Below are 26738 nucleotides of genomic sequence, written 5' to 3' on the forward strand. Positions count from 1 at the left end.
GAAGGAAGAACCGCCATGCCGATCCAGCGCTTCACCCGCGTCTACGGAATCCAGGACGCGAAGATCGCGCCGCTGACCGCCGACCCCGCCGGGGGCACCCCGACGTACGGGGCCCTCATCGACGTGCCCGGAATCAAAACTCTCGAGATCTCGGGCGACGTCGAGGTCAAGAAGCTCCGCGGCGACAACGTGCAGCTTGCCTCGAACTCCAGCATTTCGAACGTCCAGGTGTCGATCACCCACGCCAAGATGTCGCTCGACGTCCTGGCCGCCATCATCGGCGGCACCGTCACCGACTCCGGCACCACCCCGGCACAGAAGGCCACCTGGGACCTGACCGCCGACACGGCCAACTTCCCGCCCTTCAAGCTCGAGGGCGTCACCCCGCCGAACGGTGTCGACCTCGTCGGCGGCGATGTGCACGTGGTCCTGCACAAGCTCACGGCCTCTTCGTTCCCCGACCTCGGGTTCGCCGAGGAGGACTACCGCATCGCCAGCTTCACCGCCGACGCGGACCCCCTCCAGGCCAACGGCAAGTGGATCTCCGTCGTCCTCAACGAGACCGCCGCGGCAATCGCCTGACCGCCGGGCGGGCGCGGCCTCCACCCACTGCCGCCCGCCCGGCCCCCGCCCCTTCCGCAGGCCGAAACCCGGCACTGACCCAAGGAACGCACCATGACCACAGGACTCGACCTCATTGCCGAGGGAAGCACCGTCACCCTCACCGACGGCACCACCGTCCAGCTTCGCTACGCCTTCCGCGCCCTGGCCCTCCTCGAAGCCCGCTTCGGCAGCATCGCCGCCGTCCAGGCCGCGATCGACTCCACCGGCCAGGGTGCGGCGTTCGGCCCCCTCCTCCAGATCATCGGCGCCGGCAGCGTCGGGCCCGGCGGCTTCGAGCCCCACATCCGCGAGCACCAGGACGCCAAGGGCGAACGGAAGATCTCCGGCGACATCGTGTTCCGCCGTCGCACGGACGGCGTCGACCTGGCCGACCTCCTCGACCCCGGGCGCCTCGACGAGTACGTGTCAGCCTTCTCCGCCGCCCTCTCCAAGGCGCTGCAGCACCGGGGAAAAGCCCCGATGACGGACGTGACCCCGGGCCTTACCCCTGGTCAGAGCTCTACTACCTCGCCGTCGGTGCCCTCCACATTCCTCCCGACACCTTCTGGGACATGACGCAGGCGCAGCTCCTCACGCTCGCCGAACAGCACAAGGCCGCCCACAGCAGCGGCCCTGCCCAGACCGTCCAGTCCGGCCCCGGCCTCATGGCCATGGCCGCCATGCAGTAGGAGGTGACCCGAGGTGGCCGACGACATCAACTTGCCGAATTTGATCAGCCATCTGCAGGTCAACCTCGCCAACACCAGCGGGTTGGTAGCGGACGCCACCCGGCAGGGCTCATCGGTCGGAGCCGCGCTCGGCTCGTCGCTGCAGCGCGAACTCCGCGACACCGTCCGCAACATCCCCGACATCCCCATCAACGGCGACAGCTCGGACCTTGACCGCGACCTGGCCCGCGTCCGCCGCGAACTCGACGAACTGTCCAACCAGCGCATCGGCGTCGACATCAGCGTCGAGGAAGCCCTGCGCCGCATGGCCGAGCTGGAGCCCCACCTCGACCGGCTCCAGCACACTCACCCGAACATCAACGTGCAGGCCTCCGTGGGCGGGGCGCTGCGCCAACTCGCGGAGGTTAGCGCCGCGGCCCGCCAGGTCGATGACGAGGACATCGATATCGACGTCGATGTCGACAGCGACAACGCCCGGCGCCAGCTGGACGAGGTCCGCCGTGCACTCGGCCGCGTCGTCGGCATGATCGGCGGCCTGGCCGGGCTGGCCGCCCCGTTCGTCACCGCGGGCGCCGCCGTGGGGGCCCTGGTGCCGCTGCTGGGCGCAGTGGTCACCACCCTGGCGCAGATCGCGCCGGCCGCCGCGACGGCCGTGTCCGGACTGATCGCCGTGAAGCTGGCGACGAGCACGATCAAGCTGGCCATGGTCGGCGTAGAGGACGCCATCTCAGCGGCGCTCGACCCGGAGAAGGCCGAGGAGTACGCCGAAGCGCTGAAGAAGCTCTCCCCGAACGCGAGGCTTTTCGTCGAGGAGTTCCGTAAGGCACGGCCCGTGCTCGACGAGATCCGCAAAACCGTGCAAGACAAGGTATTCGCCGGGCTCGACAAGGAGCTGCGGAACACGGCCAAGGCAGCTCTACCGTCCCTGCGGACGGCGCTCAACGACACGTCCGACAGCCTCAACCGGATGGCCAAGGGCGTCGGAGCGGCAGCCCGCGACCTGGCTGACCGGGGCATCCTCGGTACCGCGCTGAAGGGCGCCACAAAGGGCCTCAAGAACTTGGAACGTGTTCCGGGCCAAGTCGTCACGGCACTCGGGAAGATCGGTGCTGCCGCCGCGCCTGGCTTCGACAGACTGACGAAGGCGGCCGCCAAGGCGGCCGACGAGCTGGCGGAGAAGATCGACCGCAGCTTTGAATCCGGGGCGATGGAGAAGGCGATCGATCGCGCGATCGACCTGCTCGGCGACTTGAAAGACATCGCCGGGAACGTTGCTGGGATCATCGCCAACATCTTCAAACCGGCGCAGGACAACGGCGGCGGACTCATCGGCGTACTCAAGACGATCACCGGAGAGCTGGAGAAGGCTTTCGCTGACCCGAGGGTTCAAAAGGGCCTCGGTGCGCTCTACTCGGTGATGAACCAACTCGCCAAAACGGTCGGCCCACTGCTCAGTGAAGCCCTGAAAATCGTCGGCGACGTCTTCGCCGAAATCGGCCCCGACCTCGAGACTTTCATCCGCGAAATAGGCCCGGACCTCAAGGACCTGCTCAAAGAGCTGGGCCCCATCGCCAAGGACATGGCCAAAGCCACCGGTGAGCTACTGGTCAACCTTGCCCCGGTCGTGTCCAAGATCCTGCAGCTGGTCACGCTCCTCGTCCATGAGATCGGCCCCGCCATCGAGAAGGTGGCGCCGCTCATCTCCGACACCCTCGGATGGGCGCTCGACGCCCTCGCCGACCTGCTCAACGAATTCGTGATCCCCGCCCTGCGGACAGTGAAAGCAATCCTGACGGGCGATTTCAGCGAAGCCACCCGCATTGCTGGCGAAGCGGCACGCGACATGTCGGTATCGGCCGTCATCAACTTCCAGGAGTTGCGCGACAAAGCGTCGGAACATATCCGCACCATGCGCGACAACGCGGTCCGCTACTCGCTGGACATGGCCGCAAGCCTCGTGCGGCTCACCGCCGAACTCGTGGCCCGAATCGCAATGTTCCTGCAAGAACTGCCCGGCAAGGCACGCAGCGCACTGAGGGGCCTGGCCTCCAGCATGTCGCAGCGCGCCGTCGAGGGCGCGAACGCCTTCCTCAGCGGAATCTCGAACGGCTTCCGGCAGGTCGTGTCACTGACCGCGTCCATGCCCGGCCGGGTGCTATCCGCGCTCGGCAACCTCGGCAGCCTGCTGTGGAACGCAGGCGCCCGTCTGATCGGCGGCTTCATCTCCGGTATCCAGTCGCAGATCGGTCGCCTGCAGAACACCCTCTCCAGCATCACGAACATGATCCCCGACTGGAAGGGGCCACCGGAGAAGGACGCACGCCTGCTCACCCCCGCCGGCCGTCTGGTGATGCAGTCCTTCATCACCGGCATCGACGACACCGTGGGTCAGCTGCGGGCGCGGCTGCTGCAGATCACGCGGGAGATGCCGGGCATGCTCGGCGCGGCGAACCTGACCGTGGCCGCGGGTGCCCTGTCGACCGTGCCCGGACGCGGCCAGCTGACCCCCGCCTATACGGCGCCGGCCGCGGCCGCCGGGCACACCTTTCACCTGCACCAGACCGACGCGTCGCCGGACGGCATCCTGCGCGCCCTGTCGTGGCGCGGACTCGTAGGGGGCACCAGTGGCTAACGGACGCCTCGGCCGGATCCAGTGGGACGGGCTCATCTTCGGCCCCGGATCCCGCTACCACGTGACCACGATCCACGGCCTCGACGACATGCCCGACATCCGCGCCGAGGACTCGGAGCGGCCGGGCCAGCACGGCGACTACACCGGACCCGACTACACCGGGGCCCGGACGATCCAGCTCGGTCTGACCCTGCTCGGCGAGACCCCAGACGATCTGCGGGAGCTGGTCCTCGCGCTGCGCGCCGCGACGCAGCCGCAGACCAGTCCGCTGCCGCTGGCGTTCCTCGACCAGGACACTTTGATCTACGGCAAGGTCCGGCGCCGCAGCATCCCCTACGACGCCGAACACCTGTGGTCCTCGGGCACGGCGGCGCTCGAGGTGTACTGCGCCGACCCGTTCCTGTACGGGCTCGAGGAGCGGTCGACGTCGACCACCGCCTACAGTCGCGCGGCGGGCCGCACCTATCCGCTGCTGTACCCGCGGACGTACGGGTCGGCCGGTGAGTCCGGGCGGGTCACTGCGGTGAACGCCGGTGCCAGCCCGGCATATCCGACGCTCCGCATCGACGGGCCGGTCGCCAACCCCTCGATCGAGCAGGTGACGACCGGCCAGTCCCTGATCATCGACGCCACCCTCCAAGAGGGCGAATACCTCCTCATCGACACCCGCACCCGCGCAGTCCTCTACCAGGGCACCAGCCCCCGCCGCTCATGGGTCCGCGCCGGATCCATGTGGCCGCTCCTCAAGCCCGGCTCCAACGAGTTGGCGTACCGCGGCGAAGCACTGCCCGGCGGATCCGGCATCCCGTCCCTTCTGACCGTCACCTGGCGAGACACCACCCTGTGAAAGGAGGCCAGCGATGGCCGTCATCAACCCCCCGGCATGGATGCAGGCAGGCTCGTACCCGGCGCAGACGGACCGGCTCGTCGTCTCCTCGCTGCTCGGCTACCCGGGTTTCCTCGCCGACGAGGCGACCCCGACCCGGATCCGGCAGGGCGTCCGCCCCTCGTACCAAAACCAGCAGCTGAAGGTCCGCGCGGCGCCGACCCCGAACATGACCGTCATCGTGTCTGCGGGCTACTGCTACATCGACAATCACGACACCGGCGGCAAGGGTACGTACGTCTGCGTGAACGACGCGGACATCACGCTCGCCGTCGCCCCGGCTGGCGGGGCCGGGCAGTACCGGAAGGACTGCGTCGTCGCGAGCGTGTACGACGCCGAGACCGCAGGCAGCGTCTCCGAATGGCGACTGGAGGTCATTCAGGGCACGTATGCCGCATCGGCCGGCGCCGCGGTCCGGCCGTCGCTTCCGCCGAACGCGCAGATCCTTGCTGATCTGGCTATCGGCCCGTCGCAGACGAGCGTTGCCGCGGCGAACATCACCGACATCCGGCAGTACTCCACGGGCTTCGGTGGGATCCTTCCGGTGGCTTCGGCCGCAGCGCCGAACCGGCCGCACCCTGGGCAGCTTTTCTACCTCACCGACCTCGACCGCTTCCGCTACGGGAAGCTGGACGGGTCGACTGCGGATATGCAGGCGGTCACCGCGTCGGGGTGGAAGACGCTGACGACGATCGGCTCGTACCTGTCCGGCGCAACGGCGGCGGCGTCCCCGAACACCCCTGAGGTGCAGGACGTCGTGATGGGCGGCCTGAGGATCCGGTACTTCCGCGGCATCATCAACTTGAGCGGCGTGACGACGGCAGCTTTCAACATGTTCAACTTCAGCGCGGCGTACCGGCCCGCTGCTGAGATCAACTGGGGTGGCGGCGGCGCTCCGTCCAGTGCGCCTCTGCGCGCCTATCTGTCCGGGTCCGGGAACCTTGGCATCACCGGCCAGTCCACCCCGGTCACGTCCATCAACCTGCGGCAGTTCTTCATCGTCGACGCGCCCGGGGTGGTGTCGTGACCATTCCCGCGCTGGAGGCCCTGTTCGCCCGGCAGGAATCCCTCGCACCACAGAGCAGGGCGCACACGTACACGTACCTGTTCTGCGACCTCAAGACGGACGTGCTGCTCGCCGAACTTCCGCTGTCCGGCGTCCAGTACGGCACCGTCCTCAACGGCATCGGGGTGATGCGCGCCCACGTGCCGTACGCCGACGAGACCCTGCCGCTCGGCCCCGACGCTGCCACCGTCCCCGGCCGGACCGCCGTGTACGTCGACCGGGACGGCGTCATCGTGTGGGCCGGGATCCTGTGGACCCGCACCCCGAACGGCTCCGGCTGGGACATCGCCTGCGCGGAGTTCCTGTCCTACTACGAACACCGGTATATCAAGACCACGCTGTCCACCGAGCCGGATCAGATCACGGACACCGACCACGTGCCCGACGGGCAGATGCTGTACGCGAATCAAAAGCACATGGTCTGGTCGCTCTTCAACTACTGCCACGCGCAGCCGTACGGAAATCCGGGCATCAGTACCGCCCTGCTGGCCACCGCCGCGGAGGGCCCGAACAGATTGATGACCTACCGCGGGTACGAGCGGCCCGAGGTGTACCGGGCCGTGTACGAACTCTCGCAGGCAGAGGACGGCTTCGACTTCGGCGTCGAGGTCGGGTGGACAGCGTCGACCAACAACAACCCGCCGACCCGCTACAAGCGACATCGCATGTGGTACCCGCGCCGCGGCCGCACCGCCGCGGAGAGCGGGCTCGTGTTCGCGCACGGCGGGCCTGCCTCCTCAATCGTCTCCTACGACTGGCCTGAAGCCGGCACCCAGTTGGCCACCGAGACATCAGGCATCGGAGAGGGCGAGGGTGAGGCCACCATCGTCCGCACCGCGCAGGCGACCGACATGCTCGAATCCGGCTGGCTGCTGCTCGAGGCGGTCTCCAAGTTCGAGGGCGTTTACGACGCCACGCGTCTGCAGTCCCTGACGAACGCCGACTTGGCGGCGAGGTCGCAGGCCACCACGCAGCCGCGATTCGTCGTGGAGGCGGACGCGGACCCGCCTTTCGGCTCGTACAGCGTGGGTGATGAGGGCCTGTTCGTGATCGACCCCTCCACCCGCATGCCCTCCGGGAAAGAGCAGGTACTCCGCATCATCGCCATCGACGCCGCCCCGGCCACCGGCGCCGAGCGCGTCGCCCTCACCTGCGCGGCGGTGTGACATGCCTGCCTACGCCTCCACCCCGAATGTCCTCCAGCGGATCGCCGCGCTGGAGAAGCGGCTCGACCAGGTGCAGCGACGCGGCAACGGGCTGGCCGACGAATTGCCCGTCTTCCCGACGGCCTTCAACGCGATGCCCATGCTCGACAGCACGTCCTTCATCACCGCGTGGGAGACGACGTTCGCGCCGCGGACCGCGTCTCTGTCACTCGGGCTTGTCTTCTTGGGTGATCAGGTGTCGAGCACGAACACGGGCGGGCAGTGGCAGGTGCTGTTGGACGGCTCCGTAGTCATGTCCGGGTCCGTCGCAGCCACGTACTCGTATCAGTTTGCTGCGCAGACGCTGAATCTGGGCGCCTATCAAGCCTCGGCCGGCGTCAAGTTGGACATTCAGTGCAGGCGCACATCCGGCGCCACAACCGGCGGCCACTTCGGTACCGGCGGAACCATCTCGATCGCCCCCCGGTACGCCCGTCTCCTCTGAAAGGACCCTGATGGCCACACCCATGTCTGCTGACCGGCTGCTCCGCGTGCTGCGCGGCGCAGGCCTGCGCGTGATCGAGCACCGGTCGTGGCGGACGCACAACCGCAACCACAAGGGCCCGTGGGGCCCGGTGAACGGTGTGATGATCCACCACACCGTGACGGCCGGGACGATGTCGTCCGTTGAGCTCTGCTACAACGGGCGCTCGACCTTGCCCGGCCCGCTGTGCCACGGCGTCATCGCCAAGGACGGCACGATCTACCTCGTCGGCAACGGGCGCGCCAACCATGCCGGACTCGGCGACGACGACGTCCTGCGCGCCGTGCAGAACGAGCAGGCGCTGCCCGCGGACAACGAGGCCAACACCGACGGCAACCGCCACTTCTACGGCTTCGAGGCCATCAACCTCGGCGACGGCAAGGACCCGTGGCCGGCGGCGCAGCTCGAGGCGATCGAGAAGGCGGCCGCCGCTATCTGCCGCGAGCACGGTTGGACTCACCGCTCGGTCGTCGGCCACAACGAGTGGCAGCCCGGGAAGGTCGACCCCCGCGGCTTCACGATGGCCAGCATGCGCGCCCGCGTCGAGGAGCGGCTTGCGCCCCCTGCACCCCAACCCCCCGCCCCTGCACCATCCGAGGAGAGCATCGTGCCCGCCAACTGGAACCGCGCCACCGAGACCGACATCGAGCTGACGCCCGGCGAGTGGAAGACCGTACCCGCCGGATCGGTCGACCTCGTTACCGGCGCCACGTCGTACACCGGCTCGATGCACCTGACCCTCACTGCGCCCGCGGGCGGCACGGTGCAGGGCCGCTTCTTCCACCTTCGGCCGGACGGGACGCGCTGGACGTCGCCGATCGTCGAGCGGCTCACGACCAGCGGCGGCAGCTTCATGGACTTCCCGCACGCCGGCAGCGTCGACCCGACAGAGCGGGTCCGCTTCGAAGCGATCTACTACCCGGCCGACGACACCGACGAGACCCCCGCCCCCATCACGTCCGCGCGCCTGCGCGGCCTCTACTGGAAGTGAGAACCCTCATGGCAACAGCACCCGTCGAAACCAAGGTCAAGGCCGCCAGCGCGGTGACGTTCGTCGTGGGCATCGCCCTCGCCGTCCTCAACGCCGTGGCCGCCGACAGCTCGCTCCTCGGCCCGCTGCCCGCCTGGCTCCAGGCCATAACCCTGCCGCTCGTACCGACCGCGCTGACCTGGCTGGCGGGCTACCAGGCCCGCCACACCGCGCGCGGCCCGATCGGCAGCTGAACAACCGGAGGAACTGTGGACGCTGCGACCATCGGCGCGGTAGCGACCATCGTCGTCGGGCTCGCAGCGGCCACGGCCGCCGTGATCGGCCAGCGCAGCAACGCGCGCGCCACCCACCAGGGCGTGGTGATGACCGGCTATGGCGGCCTCGTCAACGAACTGCAGGAAGAGCGCTCAGACCTGCGCGCCAAGCTCACCGAGGCCTACGCCGACCTCGCCCGCGAGCGCGCGGACAAGGCCGAGCTCGTCGCCCGCATCGCACACCTCGAAACCGAGATCGCCGCCCGTGACCGACAGATCGCCGCCCTAGGAGGGCCGACATCGTGACCCCGACCCACCGCACAGAAGGGATACTCGCGCGCCGTTGGCGATCGCTTGCCGTCGCGGCCGTGCTCACGGTCCTCTCCGGCGCCGTCGTGCTTGTGTGGCTGCGCATCGACGCAGCCGACCAGCGCGCGCAGCAGCTGGCGGCCGAGGCGAACGCGCGCGGCACAGCGGTCAGCACTCTGGCCGGTGACGTAAGGATCCTGCGGGCGCAGATCGAAGCGGGCGGCGACACGCCCGCCGTGCCGGATCCGGCACGTGCGGTCGACGACCTGCCCGACCGGGCCGAGGTGCCGGTGCCCATTCCCGGACCGCCCGGACCGGCCGGCGCGCCCGGCGAAGATGGGGAAGCGGGCGAGCCCGGCGACCCGGGAGACGCCGGTCCCACCGGTGCGCCCGGGGAGCAGGGCCAGCCCGGCCAGGATGGATCCGACGGACAGCCCGGCGCCGATGGGCAGCAGGGCCCGGTCGGCCCGGAGGGTCCGCAGGGCGAACGCGGAGAGCAGGGGCCCCGCGGCGAGCAGGGCCCGGCCGGGCCGCCCGGCCAGTCCTGCCCTGACGGCTACTCCTGGCAGACCCCGAGCTACGACCCGGATGCCAAGATCTGCCGCCGCGACGGGGCACCGCCACCGCCCGAGGACGAAGATCCAGCGCCGCCGCTGCCTTTGGCGCTGGACCCGGCGCGTCGCCAGTACCCGTGAAGCCACGATTCCGTCACAACTCCTGCGCGCCGCAACCACAGGGCGGATGATGCGTCCCATCATCACCACCCTTGGGGGGAATCATGCGCACCCGCACTATCGCTGCCGCTCTGCTCCTGGCCGCTGCTCTCATCGGCTGCTCAAGCAGCAGCGACGACAAGCCGGCCGCCAAGCCAACGCCCACCACGGACGCGACGGCTGACAGCACAGTCGAGGATGTGAAGCTCGAAACCGAGTGGGCCCCGAAGCTGGCAGCCGCCCAGGGGGATGCGACGGCTGACTGCATGACCCCGAGTAGCACTGCGTGCTCTGACGCCGTCGACAGGATCATGACCGTCGTCGATGGCCTGGACACCGCGATTGAGCAGTCTGGGAAGCGGTACGCCCAGACGACTGCCCAGATCGTGCAGATGCAGGACGCGGAGCAGGTGTACATCAACGAGGGTTGCGCGGGAGACCCGGCTGCCGACGACCCGAACTCGCCGTGTACCAAGGTTGTCGCTATCACCGTCGGCGCCTCCACGCTCCAGATGACGCTGGCTACTGACGACCTGGCCTAGCGGGCCTTGCGCGGATCCTGGCGAGGGCTCATTCCTCCGGGGACTCCACGAGAAAAGGCCCTGCCCCATACCCTGACAGTGACGAAGCTGTTCAGAGAGGGGCAAGGCCGTGTCATCTGATGCTACCCCGGACCCGTACGCCGACAAGGTGGCGTTCGGTCAGCGCTTGCAGATCCTCCGCACCCGGAAGGGCCTGACCCGCGAGCAACTCGGCGGGCTCATGGGCCGCTCCGGCTCCTGGGTCAAGGGCATCGAGTCCGGGCGCCTGAAGACACCGAAGCTCGAGATCGTCCTTCGCCTCGCCGAGATCCTGCGCGTCCGCGACCTGGCCGACCTCACCGGAGACCAGACCGTGCACGTCGACCTCTTCACCGGACCCGGCCACCCGCGCCTCGCAGCAGTCAAAGCCGCCGTAGACGCTTTCCCCCTCACGCCCACCGGGGAAGCGCCGCCGGCCGCGCACCTGCAGCACCGTCTCGCCCGTGCTTGGACCGCACGGCACACGGCGCCGAATCACCGGGAAGTTATCGGCGCACTGTTGCCCGACCTGATTCGGGACGCTCAACGCGCCGTCCGCCAGGCCGACACCGCCGCCCAACGGCGAGCAGCGCAGGCCGTCCTGTCCGAGGTCTACTCGCTGTCGCAGTTCTTCGTCGCCTACCAGCCGGACGCCGCGCTGCTGTGGCGCGTCGCCGAGCGTGGCATGGTCGCCGCGCAGGACTCGGAGGACCCGCACACCATCGGCGTCGCTGCGTGGCTGACCGCGCAGGCCCACCGCGACTCCGGGCCCGGACACTTCGACAGCGCCGACGCCGTCACGGCCGAGGCGCTCCGCTTCCTCGAGCCGCAACTGCCGGACGCCACCAACGACGTCCTCGCCATCACCGGGGCGCTCACCTTCGAAGCCGGATACACCGCAGCCCGCCGAGGAGAGACCGGCACCGCATGGCGCCACTGGGACCAGGCGCGCGCCATGGCCGCCCGGCTCCCCGCCGACTACTACCACCCGGTGACCTCGTTCTCCCGCGCCATCATGGGCGCCCACGCGGTCACCATCGCCGTGGAACTGCACGCCGGCGGAGAGTCCGTGCGGCAAGCCGCGGCCGCCGACGCAACGACGATCCCCTCCCGGCCGCGCCGGGCACGGCACCGCATCGAAGAAGCCCGCGGGTACCAGCTGGACGGGCAGCCCGACGTCGCCCTGGCCACGCTCGCCCAAGCGCACGAAGCCGCGCCCGAGACCATCCAGTACAACGGATACGCCAAGCGCATCGTCCTCGAGGAAACCGAGGCGAAGAGCCCCGACCGCCGACGCCGGGCCTCCGCGCTCGCGGTGAAGCTGGGCATGCTCGCCGCCTGAACGAAGGGGCACAAACTGTGCCCCTGGTGTAGCTGGTCCGCCCCGACTCTGATCTAAGACCTGACAGCAGATCAGACCGGGGTGACCGATGGCCGACGAACGAGACTGCACCTACTGCCCGGAGCCGGGCGCCGACGTGTGCGTGCGGGTTCACGAATCATCATCGGCCGCCAGCATGTCGGTCTACGCCCATAGGGCCTGCGCCGAGACCCGAGGCGTGCCCGTCCTCTACAGCATCCTTCCGATGCGGACGGAGCACTTCGGATGAGCCCGCGCACCATCATCCGGGCCGCCGAGTGGACGCTCGGCCTGGACCACGAAGAGGGCGCGCCGCAGGAGCCGCTGTACGAAGCGCAGTGCACCACGTGCGGCGCTACATCAGGCGCGACCGAGGGACGCCGGCTGCCCGCGGAAACGTGGGCGCTGAAGCACACAGGCGAACGGCCCGGGCACCGGTCGTTCCGCGCGACACAGACGTCGTTCTGGCGTGTCAGCCCTGCCGTCGGCAACCCGTATGCCGAGGACGACTCATGATCTGCGCACGCTGCCACCAGACCATCCGGCCCGGCGAACGCTACGAAGAGCTCGACAAGTTCTCGGCGTCCGGCGCGGGCACCACCGTCGTCACGCACACGCCGGCCTGCCCGCCGAAACCCCACTGACCCCGCCCCGGCCGGTGATCCACGCCCGGAGACCGGCCAGGGCGGTGAGGGCTCCTGCATGAGCCCAGCACGCGCACCACGACGCGCGGGTAAGCCGCGCGTCGAACACGCACCCAAGGGAGCATCGCATGACCGCTCTTGCAGTAGAAGCTCGCAACGGCCGGGACCTCGTCCCCGCGGAGCTGTTCGACCGCCTCGCCGCGTTCTGCGCCGAGGAGGCAGGCCTCGAACTGTCCGTCGCCGAGCGCGTGATGGACCAGGGCCTGGCCTTCCTCGACGTTATGGGCAGCACCGGCGAACCGCTGTCCCCGTCCAAGCTGGTCGACCCCGCCTGGCACACCTTCATGCTCCACAGCGCCGAGTACACCGCCTGGTGCCAGGAGCGCTACGGCCGCTACATCCACCACGCACCGAACAGCCGGTACCGCGACAGGGCCGCGATGGTCGACGTCGTCGGCAAACTCCGCGCGGCCGGCTACTCGGTCGACGAGTCCCTGTGGGGCACCACGGCCGACTGCAACGAACCCGCATGCTGCGGCGACGGGCCGTGCTGCTAGCTGACCCTCCATTGGGCGGGCCGCAGCATCGGCGGCCCGCCTGCCCGACCCTGATCGGAGCAGCAGTGCCCACCCTCGAAGTCGTCTCAGCCGTCAGCCGCCTGACCGTCTTCCCGCTGCACGGCCTGCAGGTCGCCTACACCACCCAGTCCAGCGACCGCCGCGGCCTGGGCGACGTCGGCATCGTCGCCGTGCTCGAGCCAGCCAGCGCGTCCGGTGAGCATCTGTGGCGCATGGCCGAGTCGATGTACAGCAACCCGCCCACCGGCCAGACGGCAGCGCGCTGGATTCTCACCCAGTGCACCAGGGCCCGCATGTGCCGTGCCCCGGCCCACCGCGATCTCCCGGAAGCAAAGTGGACCGCCGAGCTCGACCGCACGTTCCACCTCGACGGCCTCTTCGCCAACCACGACATCATCCGCACGGGCCGACTTGTCATCGAATAGGCCCCGGACCCTGGCCGCCCGGTCGGTCTGCGTTCCCCGTCGCAGGCCGACCGAGGCTCATTCGCGTACGAGCTCGGCGAGCGGCACACCGATCGCGTCGGCAATCCGGATCAGGGTGTCGAGGAGTGGGCTGCTGTGGCCCTGCTCGATGCGGCTGTAGGTGGCGACGTCGATGCCGGAGCGGCCGCAGACGTCGAGCTGGGTGAGGTTGTGGTGCTCGCGCACATGACGGATCCGGTCCCCGACCGCTCGACGGCGGGCGATGACCCGGTCGTCGGGGTGGGTGAGGCGCGGCACTCGTCCACGCTCCCGACACCAAGATCAAAAATGATTAGGGCCGAGCCTAATTTGTGTGATCATGGCGATCGCGGGTATCCCAAAACCGGAACCCCCCACTCCCCAAACGGCCCCGCCCAGTCAGCCCCCCAGGCCACGGGCGGCGGCCACCGCGCCCCCGGTGACGACCGGGGGCGCGGCCTACTTCCAGTCGATCCGCACAGCGTCCGGATCCCAGTAGCCGCCCCCAGGAACCCGGCCCCGACGGGCAGGCAACACCGTCACAGCCATCAGGTGCGCAATCACCGCCCGCTGCCGCGACAGCCCGAGCCCGTTCCACTCAGCATCGATGTCCTCAGCCCCCACAAGGCCCGCCGCCGGGTTCACCTTCACCGCCCGCGACAACAGGCCCTGCGCGTCCTCCAGCCGCTTCCTCGCCCCCTCCGACGCCACCCGGTAGGACCGCATGTCCAACTCGCCGGAGCCGAGCGCAGCCGCCAACTCATCCAGCGTCGCCCGCGCCTGCCGCATGTCCTCCTGCGCACCCCGCACATCGACCGGTTCCTCCCGCTGCGCCAGCCAATCGGCCGCGTCCGACCGGGCGAGGCGATCGAGGAGCACCATCTGCACGTGGTCGTCGAGCAGGGCCTGGCGGCGGCTCAGGTGCTTACTCGTCCGGCACCGGTAGACCGACCACAGACGGTTCGCGCCCTGTGGGGTGCGACTGTTCGATGTCCCGGACCGCATCGTCGTGCCGTCCTCACACACACCGCACAGGTAGATCCCGGACCCGAGGTACTTCCGTTCATTGCTCGGGCTGACCGCCCGCGACGGGTCGGTCAGAACGCCAAGGACGCTGCGCCACGTGGCCTCGTCGAGCGCGGCCGGCCACTGCGCCGCCCCGACCTCCTCGCCGCGATGGACGAAGATGCCGGCATTCCTTGGGCGCCGCAGCATGCCGCCGACCTCTGGCCCTTCCCAGTCGCCGCCGGTGCTGGTCGTGATGCCGCGTGCGTTCCAGCCCGCAGCGATGGACCGGAGAGACGCCCCGGCGAGGACCGCCCGGGCTGCTTCCTGGATGCACTCGACCTCGAACTCGACGGGTGTCATCCCGTCGGCCTCCCACCCGAAGGGGCGGCGGCCGCCGAAGTGCTTGCCGTTCTTCGCCATCTCGTCGCGCTTGCGTTTCTGCCGCTCGACCATGCGCTCAACTTCGTACCGGGCCTGGACGCCGAGCTGCCGGGCGATCATCCGCCCCGTGGCTGTGGTCAGATCCAGATTGCCCGCCTTCACCGTGCGGGTCTCGACGCGCCGCGGCTCGCACACGTCGATGTACTCCTCCAGCTCGGCCGGGGAGCGGTGCAGGCGGTCGGTGTGCCAGGCGAGGACGGTGTCTGCGCGGCCCTCTCGCAGGTCTTCGAGGAGCTGGCGGTATCCGGGGCGGGGCTTGCCGCTGTAGGCGCTGAGATCGTTGTCGTCGTAGACAGCGACGATCTCGATGCCAAGCTGGGTGGCAAGCTGTTCGCAGTCCTCGCGCTGCCGCTCGACGCCGAGGCCGGCGCCTTCCCGGTCTCGGCTGATGCGGCAGTAGATGATGGCGCGGGTCGGGATGGACACGTGGGCTGGCATGGCCCCAGCCTGACACGTTAGAACAGCCTCTGTCTCGGGTTCGCTAGGTCGAAGCCGCTCCCGCTCTTGGGCACGGACGCAGGGCTGAGCCCCACGGTGAGCTTCTTCTGCGGCCATTCGGCGCCCGAGTTGACCACGGCCGCACGCACCCGGTCCCTGCTCTCGACCAGACTCTTGTCGGGGAGCCCGACCAGCGCGAACGCGGCGACTCCCGGCTCCAGGTCCGCCTGGACCTCGACCACTACCCCCTCGACGCCCACCAGGGCCACGGAACACGCACGGGCGAAGCCCATCAGGCCACCCCGCGGGCATGCTCGACGACTGCCGCGCCCCGCCGGGGCAGCAGCACGCCGACGAGATCGATGCGCACACCGCCGACGGGCGGGGTGCCGTGCCGCTCCAGCCAGCACTCGGCGAGCTGTCTGAGCCGCTGCGCCTTCGCGGGCGTGATCGCGGCCATGGGATGCTCGTAGCAGCCGACCCTGCGGGTCTTCACCTCGCAAACGACCACCGTGTCGCCGTCGCGGGCCACGATGTCGATCTCACCGGCCCGCCCGCAGCGCCAGTTCCTCGCCAGCAGTCTCATGCCGGACCTGGTCAGCAGCCGTGCCGCCAAGTCCTCGCCGTACCGTCCCAGTGCCCCCGTCGCGTTCATCCCGGCACCACCTCCGGCACCGACTCTGACGCGTGGGGCGCCTTCCTGTGGATCTTGGTCGAAAGCCGTGGAAAACCCTCGGGTTGTGGAAAACCGGGTCACTCGCACGAGTGAAGTCAGCTGCCGAAGACCTGGACCCTGGCTGCCCGGGAGCTGGAGCCCAACGTCGGCTGCCCGGGAGCTCGAGGTCGACGTCAGCTGCCGGGAAGCTCGAGGTCGCTCTTGTTCAGCTCCTCGATGTTCACGTCCTTGAAGGTGAGCACCCGGACCTGCTTGACGAATCTGGCCGGCCGGTACATGTCCCAGACCCAGGCATCCGCCATCGAGACCTCGAAGAAGACCTCCCCCTGAACCGAGTGCACCTGCATCTCGTAGTCGTTGGTGAGGTAGAACCGACGCTCGGTCTCGATCACGTATTTGAACAGCCCGACGACATCTCGGTACTCCCGGTAGAGCTTCAGCTCCATCTCGGTCTCGTACTTCTCGAGGTCCTCGGCGCTCATGGCATGTTCCCCTTCAGCCTTGCGTCCCCCTATTGTGCGTCAGCCGCCCTGGCTCCCTAGACGATTTCCGGGGCCAGAACCACCGGCGATCTCGGGGGTCCCTCGTCGAGCAGCGTGCGCAGCAGCTCGGCGAGCCTGGTCGGATACACCGTCTCACGCGCCGCCGACAGTTCGGCGGAGGTCCACCACCTCAGGCCCGCGACGCTCCGCTGCTCGAGCTCCGTCAGAGCGCCGGGGGCAGTGACGGTCTGCCGCGTGCGCCCCAGGAAGTACCACTCGTCCTGCTCCCAGCGGCGCCCGTCGAAGGGGAACGAGCAGTGCCGCTGCCACAGCACCGGCCCTAGTTCCACCTCGGTGATCCCGGTCTCCTCCGCGAGCTCGCGCCGGGCCGCCTCCTCGCGGGTCTCCTCCCCTTCCAGGCCGCCGCCGGGGGTGAACCACCAGGTGTCGGCGGGATCCGCCGGCTCGTATCCGTGCATCAGCAGGATCCGGTCCTGCGGATCGAGGAGCACGATCCTCGCGACCTTCCGCAGCCGGGGCGGGGCGCCGGGCAGGTCAGGCGACACGGGAGACGGTCCTGTCGCGCCTCTTGCGGCCGAGGAGGCCGGCCACCGGCCCGTACGCCGCCCCGCCCACGATCAGAACGGCACCGGCCACGACGGCCCCCAGCATGAGCCTCACCGGGCCGGGCTGCGAGATGCCGCCCGGCAGGGCGGCGAACCCCTCGGGGCGGTCGACCATGCCGCCGTCCAGCGGCCACGCCACGGCGTCCAGGCGGGCCGTCACCGCGGACCGGGGGACGGAACCGTGGCCCGGGTCCTGCAGATGCGACCTCGAGTCGAGCGAGCCCCCGCGTTCGTCGCCGAGGAGGAACAGGTGCCCGTCCGGCACATCCGCGGTGAACTGCTGCGACGCGTTCTCCTCCGGCTGCAGCAAATACGGTTCTTCGACGGCCTCGCCGTTGACGGTCAGCCGACTGTTCTCCGCGCAGCAGGCGATCTCGTCGCCGCCCACGCCCACCACACGCTTGACCATGGGCATGTCGCCCCACTGCTTGTCGCGGAAGACCACGATGTCACCGCGGTGCACCTCACCGCCGTCGATGCGCTCCGCCAGCACCCTGTCGCCCGCCTTCACGGTCGGCGACATGGAGTCCGTCGGCACCGTGTACGGCTGGTAGACGAGAGCGCCCCAGACGAATCCGCCCAGGAAGAGCACACAGCCGACGGCCACGGCCAGCCCCGACAGCGCACTGCCGAGCCGGCCGCGGCCGTCGTCGTCACGTCCCATTCCGCCCATCCCGGCGCTCCCCACCTCGGAGATTCGACCCCGAGAAGCTCTTTCTCGGGATCGGCGATATGGGCGGCACCCTACCCGGCGGTACGCCCGCCGGTCAGCCTCCTGCGCCACAGCACGATCGGCAGCGCTCCCGCCAGGCCGAGCGCGGCAGGCGCGGCGGGCAGCGCGGCAGCCGCAGCGTTGATCCCGGGCTGGTCGAAGGTGACCGGCACCGGAAGCGTGGACCAGCGGCCGAGCGGCCAGGCGACCACCACGGCGCGACCGACGACCTTGTCGACGGGGACGAAGCCGCTGTTCACGTCCTCCATGTGGTAGCGCGAGTCCTGGGAGTTCTGGCGGTTGTCGCCCATCACCCAGATCTTGTCGTCCGGCACCTTGAAGGGCCCGAACGGCATGTCGTCGCAGGCGCTGCTACCCGGGTAGATGTACGGCTCGTCGAGGGCCTTGCCGTTCACCTTGACCGGGCCGCCCTTCTTGCACTCCACCGTGTCCCCGCCGACGGCGATGGTCCGCTTGATGAGGTCCTTCTCCTCGGCGGACGGCATCAGGCCGATGAAGCTGAGGAACTCCTGGACGAAGTTCGGTTCCGGGGTGGGCTCGCCCTCGAGCCAGCCGCCCGGGTCGTGGAAGACCACGACCTCGCCACGCTCCGGCTCCGAACCGAACCACGGCGTGAGCTTGTCCACCAGCACGCGGTCGCCCCGCTGCAGCGTGTTCATCATCGAGTCCGAGGGGATCGAGAACGCCTGCACCAGAAACGTCTTGATCAGCAGCGCCAGAAGGAGCGCGATACCGATCAGGAGCGGCAGTTCCTTCCAGAAGGACTTCTGCTTCTTCCGATCCGTACCGCTGCCCTCCGAGGAATCGCCGTCGCTTCCGGTCGCCGGCGTCGCGTCGCCCGTCACGTCCGAGGGCGTCTCGGGAAGCCCGTGCCTCTCCTCGGGATCGTCGTGCCCGGACCGTGCGCCGACCGCCACATCCCCCACATCCACTCCTCACTCCGTGCGTACCGCCTGCGCCACAGCAGGGACAGGCCCACCACTCCCATAACGAGCGGGAGTTCCGCAGGGGTCGGGAGCAGGACCATTCGGTTCTGGTCCTGGGAGGACAGACTATTCGACGGCGGCTGTGCCACCGTCGTCCCGGCGCGCGCGTTGGGGACGGATGCGTAGGTCTCCGGCTCCTCGAGCTGCCGCCAGTGGTCGAGCGGCCACGCGATGACAACAGCGCGCCCGACGACCTGGTCCTCGGCAACCGTGCCGCTGCCCTCCTCGTCGAGGTGGAAACGCGAATCGGCCGAATTCGACCGGTGGTCCCCCATCACGAAGATCCGGCCCTCCGGCACCGTCACGTCGAACTTCATCGTCGAGGGGACGTTCCCCGGATGCAGATACGGTTCGTTCAGCGGTACGCCGTTGACCGTGACACGGCCGCCCTGGTCGCAGCACTTCACGGTGTCGCCGCCGACCGCGACGACCCTCTTGATGAGGTCGCGCTCGTCGTCGGACGGAAGCAGTCCGATGAAGGTCAGGCCCTGCTTGACCTGCTTGACCCCGATCGGGTCGTCCTCTTTGGGCTTCTCCTCCTGCGGCAGCCAGCCGCCGGGGTCCTTGAAGACGACGACGTCCCCCCGCTGCGGCTTCGAGCCGAACCATGGGGTGAGTTTGTCGACCAGCACCCGGTCCTCGATCCTGATCGTCTGCTCCATCGAGCCCGACGGGATCACGAACGCCTGGACGAGGAACGTCTTCAGCACCAGGGCTATCAGCAGCGCCACCGTGATCAGGAGGGGTATCTCCTTCATCGCGGACCGGCGGCGCTTGCGCTTGACCTTCTGCGCCAGCCGGCGCCGCTCCGCCCTGCCGGGCAGTGGCCTCGCGCCGTTCGTCGGCCGGGTCCCGGTGGGCAGCCGGGTGTCGGCCCGGTGACTGGCGCTGCGCCCGCGGTTACCCATGGGCGCTGCCCGGGGGAGCGTCGGGCACGCCGGTGAACGCGTCGGCGGGCTCGACGCCCGACCAGCGGGTGATCGGCCAGCCGATCCAGTCGGCCCGCCCGATCACCTTGTCGACGGGCACCATGCCGCCGCCCGGCTCACCGAGATGGTCCCTCGAGTCACGCGAGTTGCTGCGGTGGTCCCCCATGACCCACAGGGTCCCCTCGGGGACGACGATGTCGAAGGCGACCTCGGAAGGCGCGCCGTCGGGGTGCAGATATCTTTCGTCCACCGGTACGCCGTTCACCTCGACCCTGCCCCCCTTGTCGCAGCAGACAACTCGGTCACCGCCCACGCCCACCACCCGCTTGACGAAATCGGTCTCCGCCGGCTCGGCGAGTCCGAGTGCGGCGAGCCCCTCTCGTACTACGGAACTGACCGGGTTTTCCGTCACTCCCTCTTGCACGAAGGAGCCCGTGCCGTCGAAAACGATCACGTCTCCGCGTCGGGGCTCTTCACTGAAACGGTACGCCAGCTTGTTCACCAGCACCCGGTCCCCGACCTGGAGCGTGGGTTCCATGGAGCTGCTGGGGATCTGGAAGGGCTGCACCACGAAGTGGCTCAGGAGCAGTACGAAGACGGCGCAGGCGGCTCCGATGATCCCCGCCGTGCGCAGGGACATCGGGGAGCGGCCGGAGCGGCGCCTCGAGGGCCCGTAACGACGCGCGGAGCGCGACCCCTCTCCCTCGTCCCCGGCAGGCGGGGGGGAAGAGTGGTCGCGCTCCGTGTGCTGTGCTTCGGTGTCCATCGAGGGCAGAGCCTATCCGGCCGCCCTGTGACCGGTTGAACCGAAACGTCGTCGCGGCGGTGAGCTCAGGCTCAGTTGTCGCGCTTCTCCTTGATCTTCGCGGCCTTGCCGCGCAGCTCACGGAGGTAGTACAGCTTGGCGCGACGGACGTCACCGCGGGTGACGAGCTCGATCTTCTCGAAGATCGGGCTGTGCACCGGGAAGGTGCGCTCGACGCCGACGGAGAAGGAGACCTTGCGGACCGTGAAGGTCTCGCTCACGCCCGCACCCTGGCGGCGGATGACGACACCCTTGAACTGCTGGATACGGGAGCGGTTGCCCTCGATGACGCGAACGTGGACGTTCACGGTGTCGCCGGGGCGGAAGGCCGGGACGTCGCTGCGCAGCGATGCGGCGTTGACGTTGTCGAGCAGGTGAGCCATGGTGGTCTGCTTCCTCGCCGATGCCACAGGTCATCGACGGAATTCGGGATGAGAATCGGGGTGCTCCCGCCGAGCGGGCGTCGTTCCCCCTGTGGCAGGGGCGCCGGCCGGGCGTACAGCAGCGGCTTATTCTTCCACGGCCTCGGGCCTGCGCCAAAATCGGCCCTCGGGCTCCGGTGCCCAGCCGAGCATCGAGAGGATCTCGCGGTCCTTCTTGTCGAAGTCCGCCGCGTCGCAACGCTCTATCAGGTCCGGCCTGTTGAGCGCCGTGCGCCGGAACGCCTCGTCCCGCCGCCACCGTGCGATCTTCCCGTGGTGGCCGCTGACCAGCACGTCCGGGATCGCCCGCCCGCGCCAGGTGGGGGGCTTGGTGTAGACGGGCCCTTCCAGCAGGTTCGCCATCGCGCCGGGCGCGAAGGAGTCGTCGCGGTGCGACTCGGCGTTGCCGAGGACACCGGGCAGCAGGCGGGCGACGGCCTCGGTGATGACCAGTACGGCAGCCTCGCCGCCGGCCAGCACGTAGTCGCCGATGGACACCTCGTACACCGGCATCCGGGTCGCGTACTCGTCGACGACACGCCGGTCGATGCCTTCGTAGCGGGCGGGCGTGAAGATCAGCCAGGGGCACTCGGACAGCTCGACGGCGAGCTTCTGGGTGAAGGGCCGGCCGCTGGGCGTGGGCACGACCAGCGCGGGGCCGTGGGCGCCGGCTTCGTAGCCGTCGGCCAGGGTGCCGTCGAGCGCGTCACCCCAGGGCTCGGTCTTCATGACCATGCCGGGCCCGCCACCGTAGGGAGTGTCGTCCACCGTGTTGTGCCGGTCGTACGTCCAGTCGCGCAGGTCGTGCACATGGACGCCGAGCTGCCCGCGGGCGCGTGCCTTGCCGACCAGGGAGACGTTCAGAGGCTCGAGGTACTCGGGGAAGATCGTGACGACGTCGAGGCGCATCAGGACTCGTCCCGCGACGACGCGATCTCGGCCTCGGCGTCGTCGAGCAGACCGGGCGGCGGCGTGATGACGGCCCGCTGCTCCTCGAGGTCGATCTCGGTGACGATCTGCTCCACGAACGGAATCATCACCTCGCTGCCGTCGGGTCGTTCGACGATGAACAGGTCCTGCGAGGGCAGATGGCTGATCTCGGTGATCCGGCCGATCTCCGTGCCGTCGGCCAGCACCACGTCGAGGTCCATCAGCTGGTGGTCGTAGTACTCGTCCGGCTCCTCGGGGAGCTCCTCCGGGTCCACCTCGGCGATCAGCAGGGTGTTGCGCAGCGCCTCCGCGGCGTTGCGGTCCTTGACGCCCTCGAAGCGCAGCAGCAGCCGACCGCTGTGCACCCTGCCGGACTCGATCGTCAGCGGCCCGGCGCCGGCCGGGTCGGTGGCCAGCACGGCGCCGGGTCCGAGCCGCAGCTCGGGCTCGTCCGTACGCACCTCGACGGTGACCTCGCCCTTGATGCCATGGGCGCGGCCGATCCGCGCGACTACCAGCTGCACGCTTGCAAACTCCTTAGATACGACTACGGGCCGGGGACGGCCGTCGGCCCTCCCCGGCCCGAGCCGGTGTTCAACTGTTCAGCGAACCTGGTCCACGTCGACGAGGTCGACGCGGATGCCACGGCCGCCGATGGCGCCCACGACGGTGCGCAGGGCGCGCGCAGTGCGGCCGTTGCGGCCGATCACCTTACCGAGATCGTCGGGGTGTACCCGGACCTCGAGCACGCGCCCGCGGCGCAGGGTGCGTGAAGCCACCTGCACATCGTCCGGGTTGTCGACGATGCCCTTCACGAGGTGCTCGAGAGCCTCCTCGAGCATCCTCAGGCCTCGGTCGACTCGGCGGGCGCGGCCTCGGCCTCGTCCGCCTTCTTGTCGGCCTTCTTCGCCTTCGGGGTGATGGCCTCACCCTTGGCGTCGTCACCCTCGAGGGTCTTGGCGAAGGCGTCGAAGGAGGCGCGCTTGTCTTCCTTCGTCTCCGGCTGCTGCAGCGGCGCCGGGGCCGGGAGGCCCTTGTGCTTCTGCCAGTCGCCGGTGAGCTTCAGGATCGCCATGACCGGCTCGGTCGGCTGGGCGCCGACGGACAGCCAGTACTGCGCACGCTCCGAGTCGACCTCGATGCGCGACGGGTTGTACGTCGGGTGGTACAGACCGATCTCCTCGATGGCCCGGCCGTCACGGCGGGTACGGGAGTCGGCGACGACGATGCGGTAGTGGGGCTGGCGAATCTTGCCGAGACGCTTCAGCTTGATCTTGACTGCCACGGGAGTGGTGTCTCCTGGTCTTGACGTGGTTGGGCACAACGAGATGCCACGTGGGGTTGCGGTACTCGGGTGCCCGATGGACGCGTCAGCCGGAGGCGAGAGGGTTCCTGTGCGGCTGTCGAGTACAGCTAGCCATTGTGCCACACACACGCGACGGCTTTTCACCCGACCGGGCAGGGCGCGGCCAGGCCGGCGGCCCGGCCCGGCGGCCCGGCCCGGGTGGGCGCGGACGATCAGCTCGCCGCGCCCACTACGTCCGGGATACGGAAAGGCTTTCCGCACCCCCCGCAGACGATCGGCGCCTGCGCGAGAACCGACGGAACGACTCTGACATTGCGGCCGCAGTCGCAGACGGCCTTGACCCGCACGCCGCCGCCCGAGGAGCCGTGCCGGGCGGCCGGTCCGCGGAAGGTCCGCTTGGTGTCGGAAGCCGTTGCGACCGTGTGCGCCTTGAGCGCGCGCTGCAGCCGCTCGATCGTGGGGCGATACCGCCGCTTGGCCTCGGGGTTGAGCGCGACCAGCGAGAAGCCGCTGCTGGGATGCGGCTCGTCCACATGGTCGAGGCCCATCTCCTCGGCGATCGCGAGGAAGCGGCGGTTGTGGTAGCGGCCGGCGCGCGAGGTGTCGCGGACTCCTCGCGCGGCGGCGATGCCGTGGACTGCCTCGTGGAGCAGTCGCTCGAAGGAGAGCTCGGCGCCGCAGGCGGACGAGGACTCTCCGATCAGGGACTCGGGCGCGGCAAGATCCGGCAGCTCGGGGTGGTGCCGCTGAATGTCGGCCCACGCCTGTGCCAGCTCTGCGGCGAGAACAGGTGGTGTCGTGCTCACGTCGTGATAACGAGCCGGAGGGCCCGCGGGTTCCATTCCGGGCCATCCCAAATATTTTGCACTTACCCGTCAGTTGCCGTTGATGCGTCCTGACGAGGGCGGGTACGCCGATCTGCGGAGAAGCCTCACAGCTCGCACCAAGGTGGTACGTAGCGACCGCCACGAGCCGGGACGGACGGCTCAGTAGGCGCGGGCCACGATCGCGACAGTACCGGGGGCGTCGTCGGACACGGGAACCGACCCGTCCTCGGCGACGAGGCAGCGCACCGACACCGCCTGCTCGGCCAGCTTCGCTTCGCCCTCCTCGCCCAGCGTCGCCCACGGAATGCGCGCCCATCCGCCGGCGACCGCGGCCTCGGCGGCCTCCTCGATCGTGGTGACCTCGCTGGTACGGGACTCGCGGCGGGCCCTGGACTGCTCGAGCAGCAGCGCCTGGTCGTCCTCGAGGATCTTGGGCAGCAGCGCGGCGAGCGACTCGACGGCCACCGCCTCCTTGCCGCCGGGGACGCGCCGGGCCAGCACCGCCGTACCCGCCTCCAGGTCGCGCGGACCGATCTCGATCCGCACGGGGATGCCCTTGAGCTCCCAGTCGACGGCCCGGCGGCCGAAGGGGGTGTCGACACGGTCGTCGACCTGGACCCGCAGCCCCGCCGCCCTGAGGGTGTCGCCGAGTGCGCGGACCCTGGCGACCGCCTCGTCGCCCTTGATGGCCATGACGACGACCTGGACGGCCGCCAGCCGCGGCGGTACCCGCAGGCCGTTGTCGTCGCCGTGGGACATGATCAGCCCGCCGACCATCCGGGTGGACGTTCCCCACGAGGTCTGCCAGACCAGTTCCTGCTGCCCGTCCTTGGAGAGGTACGAGGTGTTGAAAGCCTTGGCGAAGTTGGTCCCGAGCTCATGGCTCGTGCCCATCTGGAGCGCCTTGCCGTCGCCCATCATCCCTTCCAGGGTCAGGGTGTTGATGGCGCCGGCGAAGCGTTCCCTGGGCGTCTTGCGGCCGAGGACCACGTCGATGCCCAGCACGTTGACCATGAAGTCCGCGTAGACCTGCCGGTGGATGTACGCGGCGTAGTCCCTGGCGTCCTCGTACGTGGCGTGGGCGGTGTGGCCCTCCTGCCAGAGGAATTCCGTCGTACGGAGGAAGACCCGCGGGCGCATCTCCCAACGGACCACGTTCGCCCACTGGTTGATCAGCAGCGGCAGATCCCGGTAGCTCTGCACCCATTTCGAGAAGTAGTCGTTGATGATCGTCTCCGACGTGGGGCGCACCACGACGGGCTCCTCGAGTTCCTTGCCGCCCCCGTGCGTGACCACCGCGAGCTCGGGCGCGAAGCCCTCGACGTGCTCAGCCTCGCGAGTCAGGTAAGACTGGGGGATGAAGAGCGGGAAGTAGGCGTTCTGAGCGCCCGCTGCCTTGATGCGGGCGTCCATCTCCTGCTGCATCCGCTCCCACAGGCCGTAGCCGTACGGTCGGATGACCATGGTGCCGCGCACCGGGCCGTTGTCCGCCAATTCGGCCTTGTTGATCAGGTCCTGGTACCAGCGTGGAAAGTCTTCCGCCTGCGGCGTAAGAACGGGTGCCTTTGCCATGGCGCGCATCGTACGGCGACACGGGACCTCAGCGTGAATCGGCCAGGTCGCCCAGGGCGCACGCCCCGGGCTCGTAAGCAGTGCCGCACAACCCCTGGACGTGTGGACGCCCGCGGAGTTCCCTGGCATACGGGGGAGCGCGGGGCGTACGCACACGGGGGCTGAGCTTCAGGGCACAACCGACCTCTCGGCGGATTGGGGCGCTTTCGATGACATCCACGCTCGTCCGGCACCGGACCGACAAGGCGTCGGCGTCCTCGGCGGACGCAGGCACACGGGCCCGGGACTGGGCAGAGATCCAGGAACGCATGCTGGTGCCTCTCTACGAGGCGGTCTACGAACGTCTCGAGGTCGGCACCGGATCGAGGTTGCTGGGCCTCGACTGCGGTTCCGGTCTCGCCCTGCTCATCGCACAGGCCCGTGGCGCGACCGTGACGGGCGTCGACAGGGACGTCGACCGTCTCGCCCTCGCGCGGGAACGGTTGGCCGGCAACCCGAGCGCCCGCCTGTACGACGGCGACGTCGGCGCGGCAGTCGAGCCGGGCGGGGCCGCGTACAACCTGGTCACCGCTTTCCAGCCGATCGGCTGCAGCGCGGGCGACGGCGAGGAGCTGGGGCGGGTCCTCAGGGACGCGGTCGGTCTCGCGGAGCGCAGGAGCGTGGTGGTGCTCACCGGTTGGGGCCCGCCGGAGCGGTGCGCCACGTCCGGGGTGCTCCGTGTGGCGGGCGGCCCGGGCGGCGACCGGCGGCCCGCCCACCGTGACGCTCTGGAGGACGTCGCCGCCCGGGCCGGCCTGAACCCGGACGGTTCGGGCCGGGTGGCCTGCCCGTTCGGCTACGGGGACGTGGAGAGCGCGGTGCGCGGGCTGCTGTCGACGGGTCTGTACGACCAGGCCGTGCGGGAGACCGACCAGGCGCAGGTGGAGAAGGAGATCGCCGAGGCACTCCACCCGTACCGACGGTCCGACGGCACGGTGTGGATGCCCAACGTCTTCCGCTATCTGATCGCCCGCGCGCGCTGACCGCTGCCGTCCGCCTTGACTCCCGGGGCCGCACCTGCAATGGCTCATGGCCCACCACGAAGCAGCCCGCTTCGCCCACTCCTCAGCACGCATCCCCGTCGAGCACGGCATCGCCCAC

The 26738-nt window shown here is 69.4% G+C and carries 34 protein-coding genes and 2 pseudogenes; 19 read left to right on the forward strand and 17 right to left on the reverse strand.

Features of this window, described 5'->3' with window-relative positions; genetic code table 11:
- Positions 1-15: 15 nt before the first annotated feature.
- The 18 genes from ABZ070_RS10305 (at position 16) to ABZ070_RS10390 (ending at position 13399) form a co-directional block, all read left to right on the forward strand.
- Positions 16-582: a phage tail protein gene (locus ABZ070_RS10305; RefSeq protein WP_356631981.1), complete on the forward strand. Its 567-nt coding sequence runs from the start codon at positions 16-18 to the stop codon at positions 580-582.
- 93 nt (positions 583-675) lie between these two features.
- Positions 676-1179 (forward strand): hypothetical protein, encoded by a 504-nt coding sequence (locus ABZ070_RS10310; RefSeq protein WP_356631983.1) that lies wholly within the window; start codon positions 676-678, stop codon positions 1177-1179.
- The gene (locus tag ABZ070_RS10315) at positions 1152-1292 is read left to right on the forward strand and encodes a hypothetical protein (protein WP_356632039.1); all 141 of its coding nucleotides are present in this window, start codon (positions 1152-1154) and stop codon (positions 1290-1292) included. Before ABZ070_RS10310 ends, ABZ070_RS10315 begins: the two co-directional genes overlap by 28 nt.
- A 13-nt stretch (positions 1293-1305) precedes the next feature.
- Positions 1306-3924, forward strand: coding sequence for a hypothetical protein (locus ABZ070_RS10320; protein WP_356631985.1), 2619 nt, complete (start codon positions 1306-1308; stop codon positions 3922-3924).
- Positions 3917-4771 (forward strand): phage tail domain-containing protein, encoded by an 855-nt coding sequence (locus tag ABZ070_RS10325; protein WP_356631987.1) that lies wholly within the window; start codon positions 3917-3919, stop codon positions 4769-4771. The genes ABZ070_RS10320 and ABZ070_RS10325 overlap by 8 nt, the downstream gene beginning before the upstream one ends.
- Before the next feature lie 13 nt (positions 4772-4784).
- Positions 4785-5837, forward strand: coding sequence for a hypothetical protein (locus ABZ070_RS10330; protein ID WP_356631989.1), 1053 nt, complete (start codon positions 4785-4787; stop codon positions 5835-5837).
- Entirely contained in the window at positions 5834-7042 is a 1209-nt protein-coding gene (locus ABZ070_RS10335; protein ID WP_356631991.1) for a hypothetical protein, read from the forward strand. Before ABZ070_RS10330 ends, ABZ070_RS10335 begins: the two co-directional genes overlap by 4 nt.
- 1 nt (position 7043) lies before the next feature.
- On the forward strand, positions 7044-7526 hold the full coding sequence (locus ABZ070_RS10340; RefSeq protein ID WP_356631993.1) for a hypothetical protein: 483 nt from the start codon (positions 7044-7046) through the stop codon (positions 7524-7526).
- A 10-nt stretch (positions 7527-7536) separates the two neighbouring features.
- Entirely contained in the window at positions 7537-8556 is a 1020-nt protein-coding gene (locus ABZ070_RS10345) for a peptidoglycan recognition family protein (RefSeq protein WP_356631995.1), read from the forward strand.
- 8 nt (positions 8557-8564) lie between these two features.
- Complete coding sequence (locus ABZ070_RS10350; protein WP_356631997.1) at positions 8565-8789, forward strand: holin; 225 nt, start codon at positions 8565-8567, stop codon at positions 8787-8789.
- Between the two features lie 15 nt (positions 8790-8804).
- Positions 8805-9116, forward strand: a complete 312-nt coding sequence (locus ABZ070_RS10355) for a hypothetical protein (RefSeq protein WP_356631999.1) — start codon at positions 8805-8807, stop codon at positions 9114-9116.
- On the forward strand, positions 9113-9814 hold the full coding sequence (locus ABZ070_RS10360) for a collagen-like protein (RefSeq protein WP_356632001.1): 702 nt from the start codon (positions 9113-9115) through the stop codon (positions 9812-9814). Before ABZ070_RS10355 ends, ABZ070_RS10360 begins: the two co-directional genes overlap by 4 nt.
- An 83-nt stretch (positions 9815-9897) precedes the next feature.
- On the forward strand, positions 9898-10374 hold the full coding sequence (locus tag ABZ070_RS10365) for a hypothetical protein (RefSeq protein ID WP_356632003.1): 477 nt from the start codon (positions 9898-9900) through the stop codon (positions 10372-10374).
- A 109-nt stretch (positions 10375-10483) separates the two neighbouring features.
- The gene (locus tag ABZ070_RS10370) at positions 10484-11734 is read left to right on the forward strand and encodes a helix-turn-helix transcriptional regulator (protein ID WP_356632005.1); all 1251 of its coding nucleotides are present in this window, start codon (positions 10484-10486) and stop codon (positions 11732-11734) included.
- Between the two features lie 264 nt (positions 11735-11998).
- Entirely contained in the window at positions 11999-12268 is a 270-nt protein-coding gene (locus ABZ070_RS10375; protein WP_356632007.1) for a hypothetical protein, read from the forward strand.
- The gene (locus ABZ070_RS10380; protein ID WP_356632009.1) at positions 12265-12396 is read left to right on the forward strand and encodes a hypothetical protein; all 132 of its coding nucleotides are present in this window, start codon (positions 12265-12267) and stop codon (positions 12394-12396) included. Before ABZ070_RS10375 ends, ABZ070_RS10380 begins: the two co-directional genes overlap by 4 nt.
- A 128-nt stretch (positions 12397-12524) precedes the next feature.
- Positions 12525-12953: a hypothetical protein gene (locus ABZ070_RS10385; RefSeq protein WP_356632011.1), complete on the forward strand. Its 429-nt coding sequence runs from the start codon at positions 12525-12527 to the stop codon at positions 12951-12953.
- Positions 12954-13018: 65 nt separating this feature from the next.
- Positions 13019-13399: a hypothetical protein gene (locus tag ABZ070_RS10390; RefSeq protein WP_356632013.1), complete on the forward strand. Its 381-nt coding sequence runs from the start codon at positions 13019-13021 to the stop codon at positions 13397-13399.
- 57 nt (positions 13400-13456) lie between these two features.
- Here ABZ070_RS10390 and ABZ070_RS10395 read toward each other — a convergent pair whose 3' ends face one another.
- The 17 genes and pseudogenes from ABZ070_RS10395 to proS form a co-directional block, all read right to left on the reverse strand.
- Positions 13457-13696 carry a helix-turn-helix transcriptional regulator gene (locus ABZ070_RS10395; RefSeq protein WP_356632015.1) on the reverse strand — a complete coding sequence of 80 codons (240 nt, stop codon included), beginning with the start codon at positions 13694-13696 and terminating at the stop codon, positions 13457-13459.
- Positions 13697-13876: 180 nt separating this feature from the next.
- Positions 13877-15304, reverse strand: a complete 1428-nt coding sequence (locus ABZ070_RS10400) for a recombinase family protein (RefSeq protein ID WP_356632017.1) — start codon at positions 15302-15304, stop codon at positions 13877-13879.
- 41 nt (positions 15305-15345) lie between these two features.
- A pseudogene (locus ABZ070_RS10405) lies at positions 15346-15597 on the reverse strand (magnesium chelatase domain-containing protein); the annotation flags it as partial.
- Positions 15597-15959, reverse strand: coding sequence for a YraN family protein (locus ABZ070_RS10410; RefSeq protein ID WP_356632019.1), 363 nt, complete (start codon positions 15957-15959; stop codon positions 15597-15599). The pseudogene ABZ070_RS10405 and the gene ABZ070_RS10410, both read right to left, overlap by 1 nt.
- Positions 15960-16153: 194 nt before the next feature.
- A complete protein-coding gene (locus ABZ070_RS10415) occupies positions 16154-16462 on the reverse strand; it encodes a DUF2469 domain-containing protein (RefSeq protein WP_005311352.1) in 309 nt (102 codons plus the stop codon).
- A 56-nt stretch (positions 16463-16518) separates the two neighbouring features.
- Positions 16519-17028, reverse strand: coding sequence for an NUDIX hydrolase (locus tag ABZ070_RS10420; protein WP_356632021.1), 510 nt, complete (start codon positions 17026-17028; stop codon positions 16519-16521).
- On the reverse strand, positions 17018-17761 hold the full coding sequence (gene lepB, locus ABZ070_RS10425) for a signal peptidase I (RefSeq protein ID WP_356632023.1): 744 nt from the start codon (positions 17759-17761) through the stop codon (positions 17018-17020). Before lepB (ABZ070_RS10425) ends, ABZ070_RS10420 begins: the two co-directional genes overlap by 11 nt.
- 71 nt (positions 17762-17832) lie before the next feature.
- Positions 17833-18738, reverse strand: coding sequence for a signal peptidase I (gene lepB, locus ABZ070_RS10430; RefSeq protein ID WP_356632041.1), 906 nt, complete (start codon positions 18736-18738; stop codon positions 17833-17835).
- Positions 18674-19715: pseudogene (gene lepB / locus ABZ070_RS10435) on the reverse strand (signal peptidase I); the annotation flags it as partial. The pseudogene lepB (ABZ070_RS10435) and the gene lepB (ABZ070_RS10430), both read right to left, overlap by 65 nt.
- Entirely contained in the window at positions 19708-20502 is a 795-nt protein-coding gene (lepB, locus tag ABZ070_RS10440) for a signal peptidase I (protein WP_356632025.1), read from the reverse strand. The gene lepB (ABZ070_RS10440) and the pseudogene lepB (ABZ070_RS10435), both read right to left, overlap by 8 nt.
- A 71-nt stretch (positions 20503-20573) precedes the next feature.
- A complete protein-coding gene (gene rplS / locus ABZ070_RS10445) occupies positions 20574-20924 on the reverse strand; it encodes a 50S ribosomal protein L19 (protein WP_100109387.1) in 351 nt (116 codons plus the stop codon).
- Positions 20925-21050: 126 nt separating this feature from the next.
- Complete coding sequence (trmD, locus tag ABZ070_RS10450) at positions 21051-21872, reverse strand: tRNA (guanosine(37)-N1)-methyltransferase TrmD (protein ID WP_356632027.1); 822 nt, start codon at positions 21870-21872, stop codon at positions 21051-21053.
- Positions 21872-22417, reverse strand: coding sequence for a ribosome maturation factor RimM (rimM, locus tag ABZ070_RS10455; RefSeq protein ID WP_356632029.1), 546 nt, complete (start codon positions 22415-22417; stop codon positions 21872-21874). The genes trmD and rimM overlap by 1 nt, the downstream gene beginning before the upstream one ends.
- 78 nt (positions 22418-22495) lie before the next feature.
- Positions 22496-22735: an RNA-binding protein gene (locus ABZ070_RS10460; RefSeq protein WP_003980229.1), complete on the reverse strand. Its 240-nt coding sequence runs from the start codon at positions 22733-22735 to the stop codon at positions 22496-22498.
- Between the two features lie 2 nt (positions 22736-22737).
- On the reverse strand, positions 22738-23178 hold the full coding sequence (gene rpsP / locus ABZ070_RS10465) for a 30S ribosomal protein S16 (protein WP_356632031.1): 441 nt from the start codon (positions 23176-23178) through the stop codon (positions 22738-22740).
- 233 nt (positions 23179-23411) lie between these two features.
- Complete coding sequence (locus ABZ070_RS10470; protein ID WP_356632033.1) at positions 23412-24041, reverse strand: hypothetical protein; 630 nt, start codon at positions 24039-24041, stop codon at positions 23412-23414.
- 144 nt (positions 24042-24185) lie between these two features.
- Entirely contained in the window at positions 24186-25598 is a 1413-nt protein-coding gene (gene proS / locus ABZ070_RS10475) for a proline--tRNA ligase (RefSeq protein ID WP_356632035.1), read from the reverse strand.
- 209 nt (positions 25599-25807) lie between these two features.
- Here proS and ABZ070_RS10480 point away from each other — a divergent pair, with 209 nt between their 5' ends.
- Positions 25808-26620: an SAM-dependent methyltransferase gene (locus ABZ070_RS10480; protein ID WP_356632037.1), complete on the forward strand. Its 813-nt coding sequence runs from the start codon at positions 25808-25810 to the stop codon at positions 26618-26620.
- Positions 26621-26738: the final 118 nt, after the last annotated feature.

It is taken from the genome of Streptomyces sp. NPDC006283 (genome assembly GCF_040613325.1).
Taxonomy (GTDB): domain Bacteria; phylum Actinomycetota; class Actinomycetes; order Streptomycetales; family Streptomycetaceae; genus Streptomyces.

Bases quoted from the DNA above. Each gene is read 5' to 3' on its own strand.
- ABZ070_RS10305 (WP_356631981.1), top strand. From the start codon at position 16: ATGCCGATCCAGCGCTTCACCCGCGTCTACGGAATCCAGGACGCGAAG.
- ABZ070_RS10310 (WP_356631983.1), top strand. From the start codon at position 676: ATGACCACAGGACTCGACCTCATTGCCGAGGGAAGCACCGTCACCCTC.
- ABZ070_RS10330 (WP_356631989.1), top strand. From the start codon at position 4,785: ATGGCCGTCATCAACCCCCCGGCATGGATGCAGGCAGGCTCGTACCCG.
- ABZ070_RS10340 (WP_356631993.1), top strand. From the start codon at position 7,044: ATGCCTGCCTACGCCTCCACCCCGAATGTCCTCCAGCGGATCGCCGCG.
- ABZ070_RS10345 (WP_356631995.1), top strand. From the start codon at position 7,537: ATGGCCACACCCATGTCTGCTGACCGGCTGCTCCGCGTGCTGCGCGGC.
- ABZ070_RS10350 (WP_356631997.1), top strand. From the start codon at position 8,565: ATGGCAACAGCACCCGTCGAAACCAAGGTCAAGGCCGCCAGCGCGGTG.
- ABZ070_RS10365 (WP_356632003.1), top strand. From the start codon at position 9,898: ATGCGCACCCGCACTATCGCTGCCGCTCTGCTCCTGGCCGCTGCTCTC.
- ABZ070_RS10375 (WP_356632007.1), top strand. From the start codon at position 11,999: ATGAGCCCGCGCACCATCATCCGGGCCGCCGAGTGGACGCTCGGCCTG.
- ABZ070_RS10380 (WP_356632009.1), top strand. From the start codon at position 12,265: ATGATCTGCGCACGCTGCCACCAGACCATCCGGCCCGGCGAACGCTAC.
- ABZ070_RS10385 (WP_356632011.1), top strand. From the start codon at position 12,525: ATGACCGCTCTTGCAGTAGAAGCTCGCAACGGCCGGGACCTCGTCCCC.
- ABZ070_RS10400 (WP_356632017.1), bottom strand. From the start codon at position 15,304: ATGCCAGCCCACGTGTCCATCCCGACCCGCGCCATCATCTACTGCCGC.
- ABZ070_RS10410 (WP_356632019.1), bottom strand. From the start codon at position 15,959: ATGAACGCGACGGGGGCACTGGGACGGTACGGCGAGGACTTGGCGGCA.
- ABZ070_RS10415 (WP_005311352.1), bottom strand. From the start codon at position 16,462: ATGAGCGCCGAGGACCTCGAGAAGTACGAGACCGAGATGGAGCTGAAG.
- lepB (WP_356632023.1), bottom strand. From the start codon at position 17,761: ATGGGCGGAATGGGACGTGACGACGACGGCCGCGGCCGGCTCGGCAGT.
- lepB (WP_356632025.1), bottom strand. From the start codon at position 20,502: ATGGACACCGAAGCACAGCACACGGAGCGCGACCACTCTTCCCCCCCG.
- rplS (WP_100109387.1), bottom strand. From the start codon at position 20,924: ATGGCTCACCTGCTCGACAACGTCAACGCCGCATCGCTGCGCAGCGAC.
- trmD (WP_356632027.1), bottom strand. From the start codon at position 21,872: ATGCGCCTCGACGTCGTCACGATCTTCCCCGAGTACCTCGAGCCTCTG.
- ABZ070_RS10460 (WP_003980229.1), bottom strand. From the start codon at position 22,735: ATGCTCGAGGAGGCTCTCGAGCACCTCGTGAAGGGCATCGTCGACAAC.
- ABZ070_RS10470 (WP_356632033.1), bottom strand. From the start codon at position 24,041: ATGGAACCCGCGGGCCCTCCGGCTCGTTATCACGACGTGAGCACGACA.
- proS (WP_356632035.1), bottom strand. From the start codon at position 25,598: ATGGCAAAGGCACCCGTTCTTACGCCGCAGGCGGAAGACTTTCCACGC.
- ABZ070_RS10480 (WP_356632037.1), top strand. From the start codon at position 25,808: ATGACATCCACGCTCGTCCGGCACCGGACCGACAAGGCGTCGGCGTCC.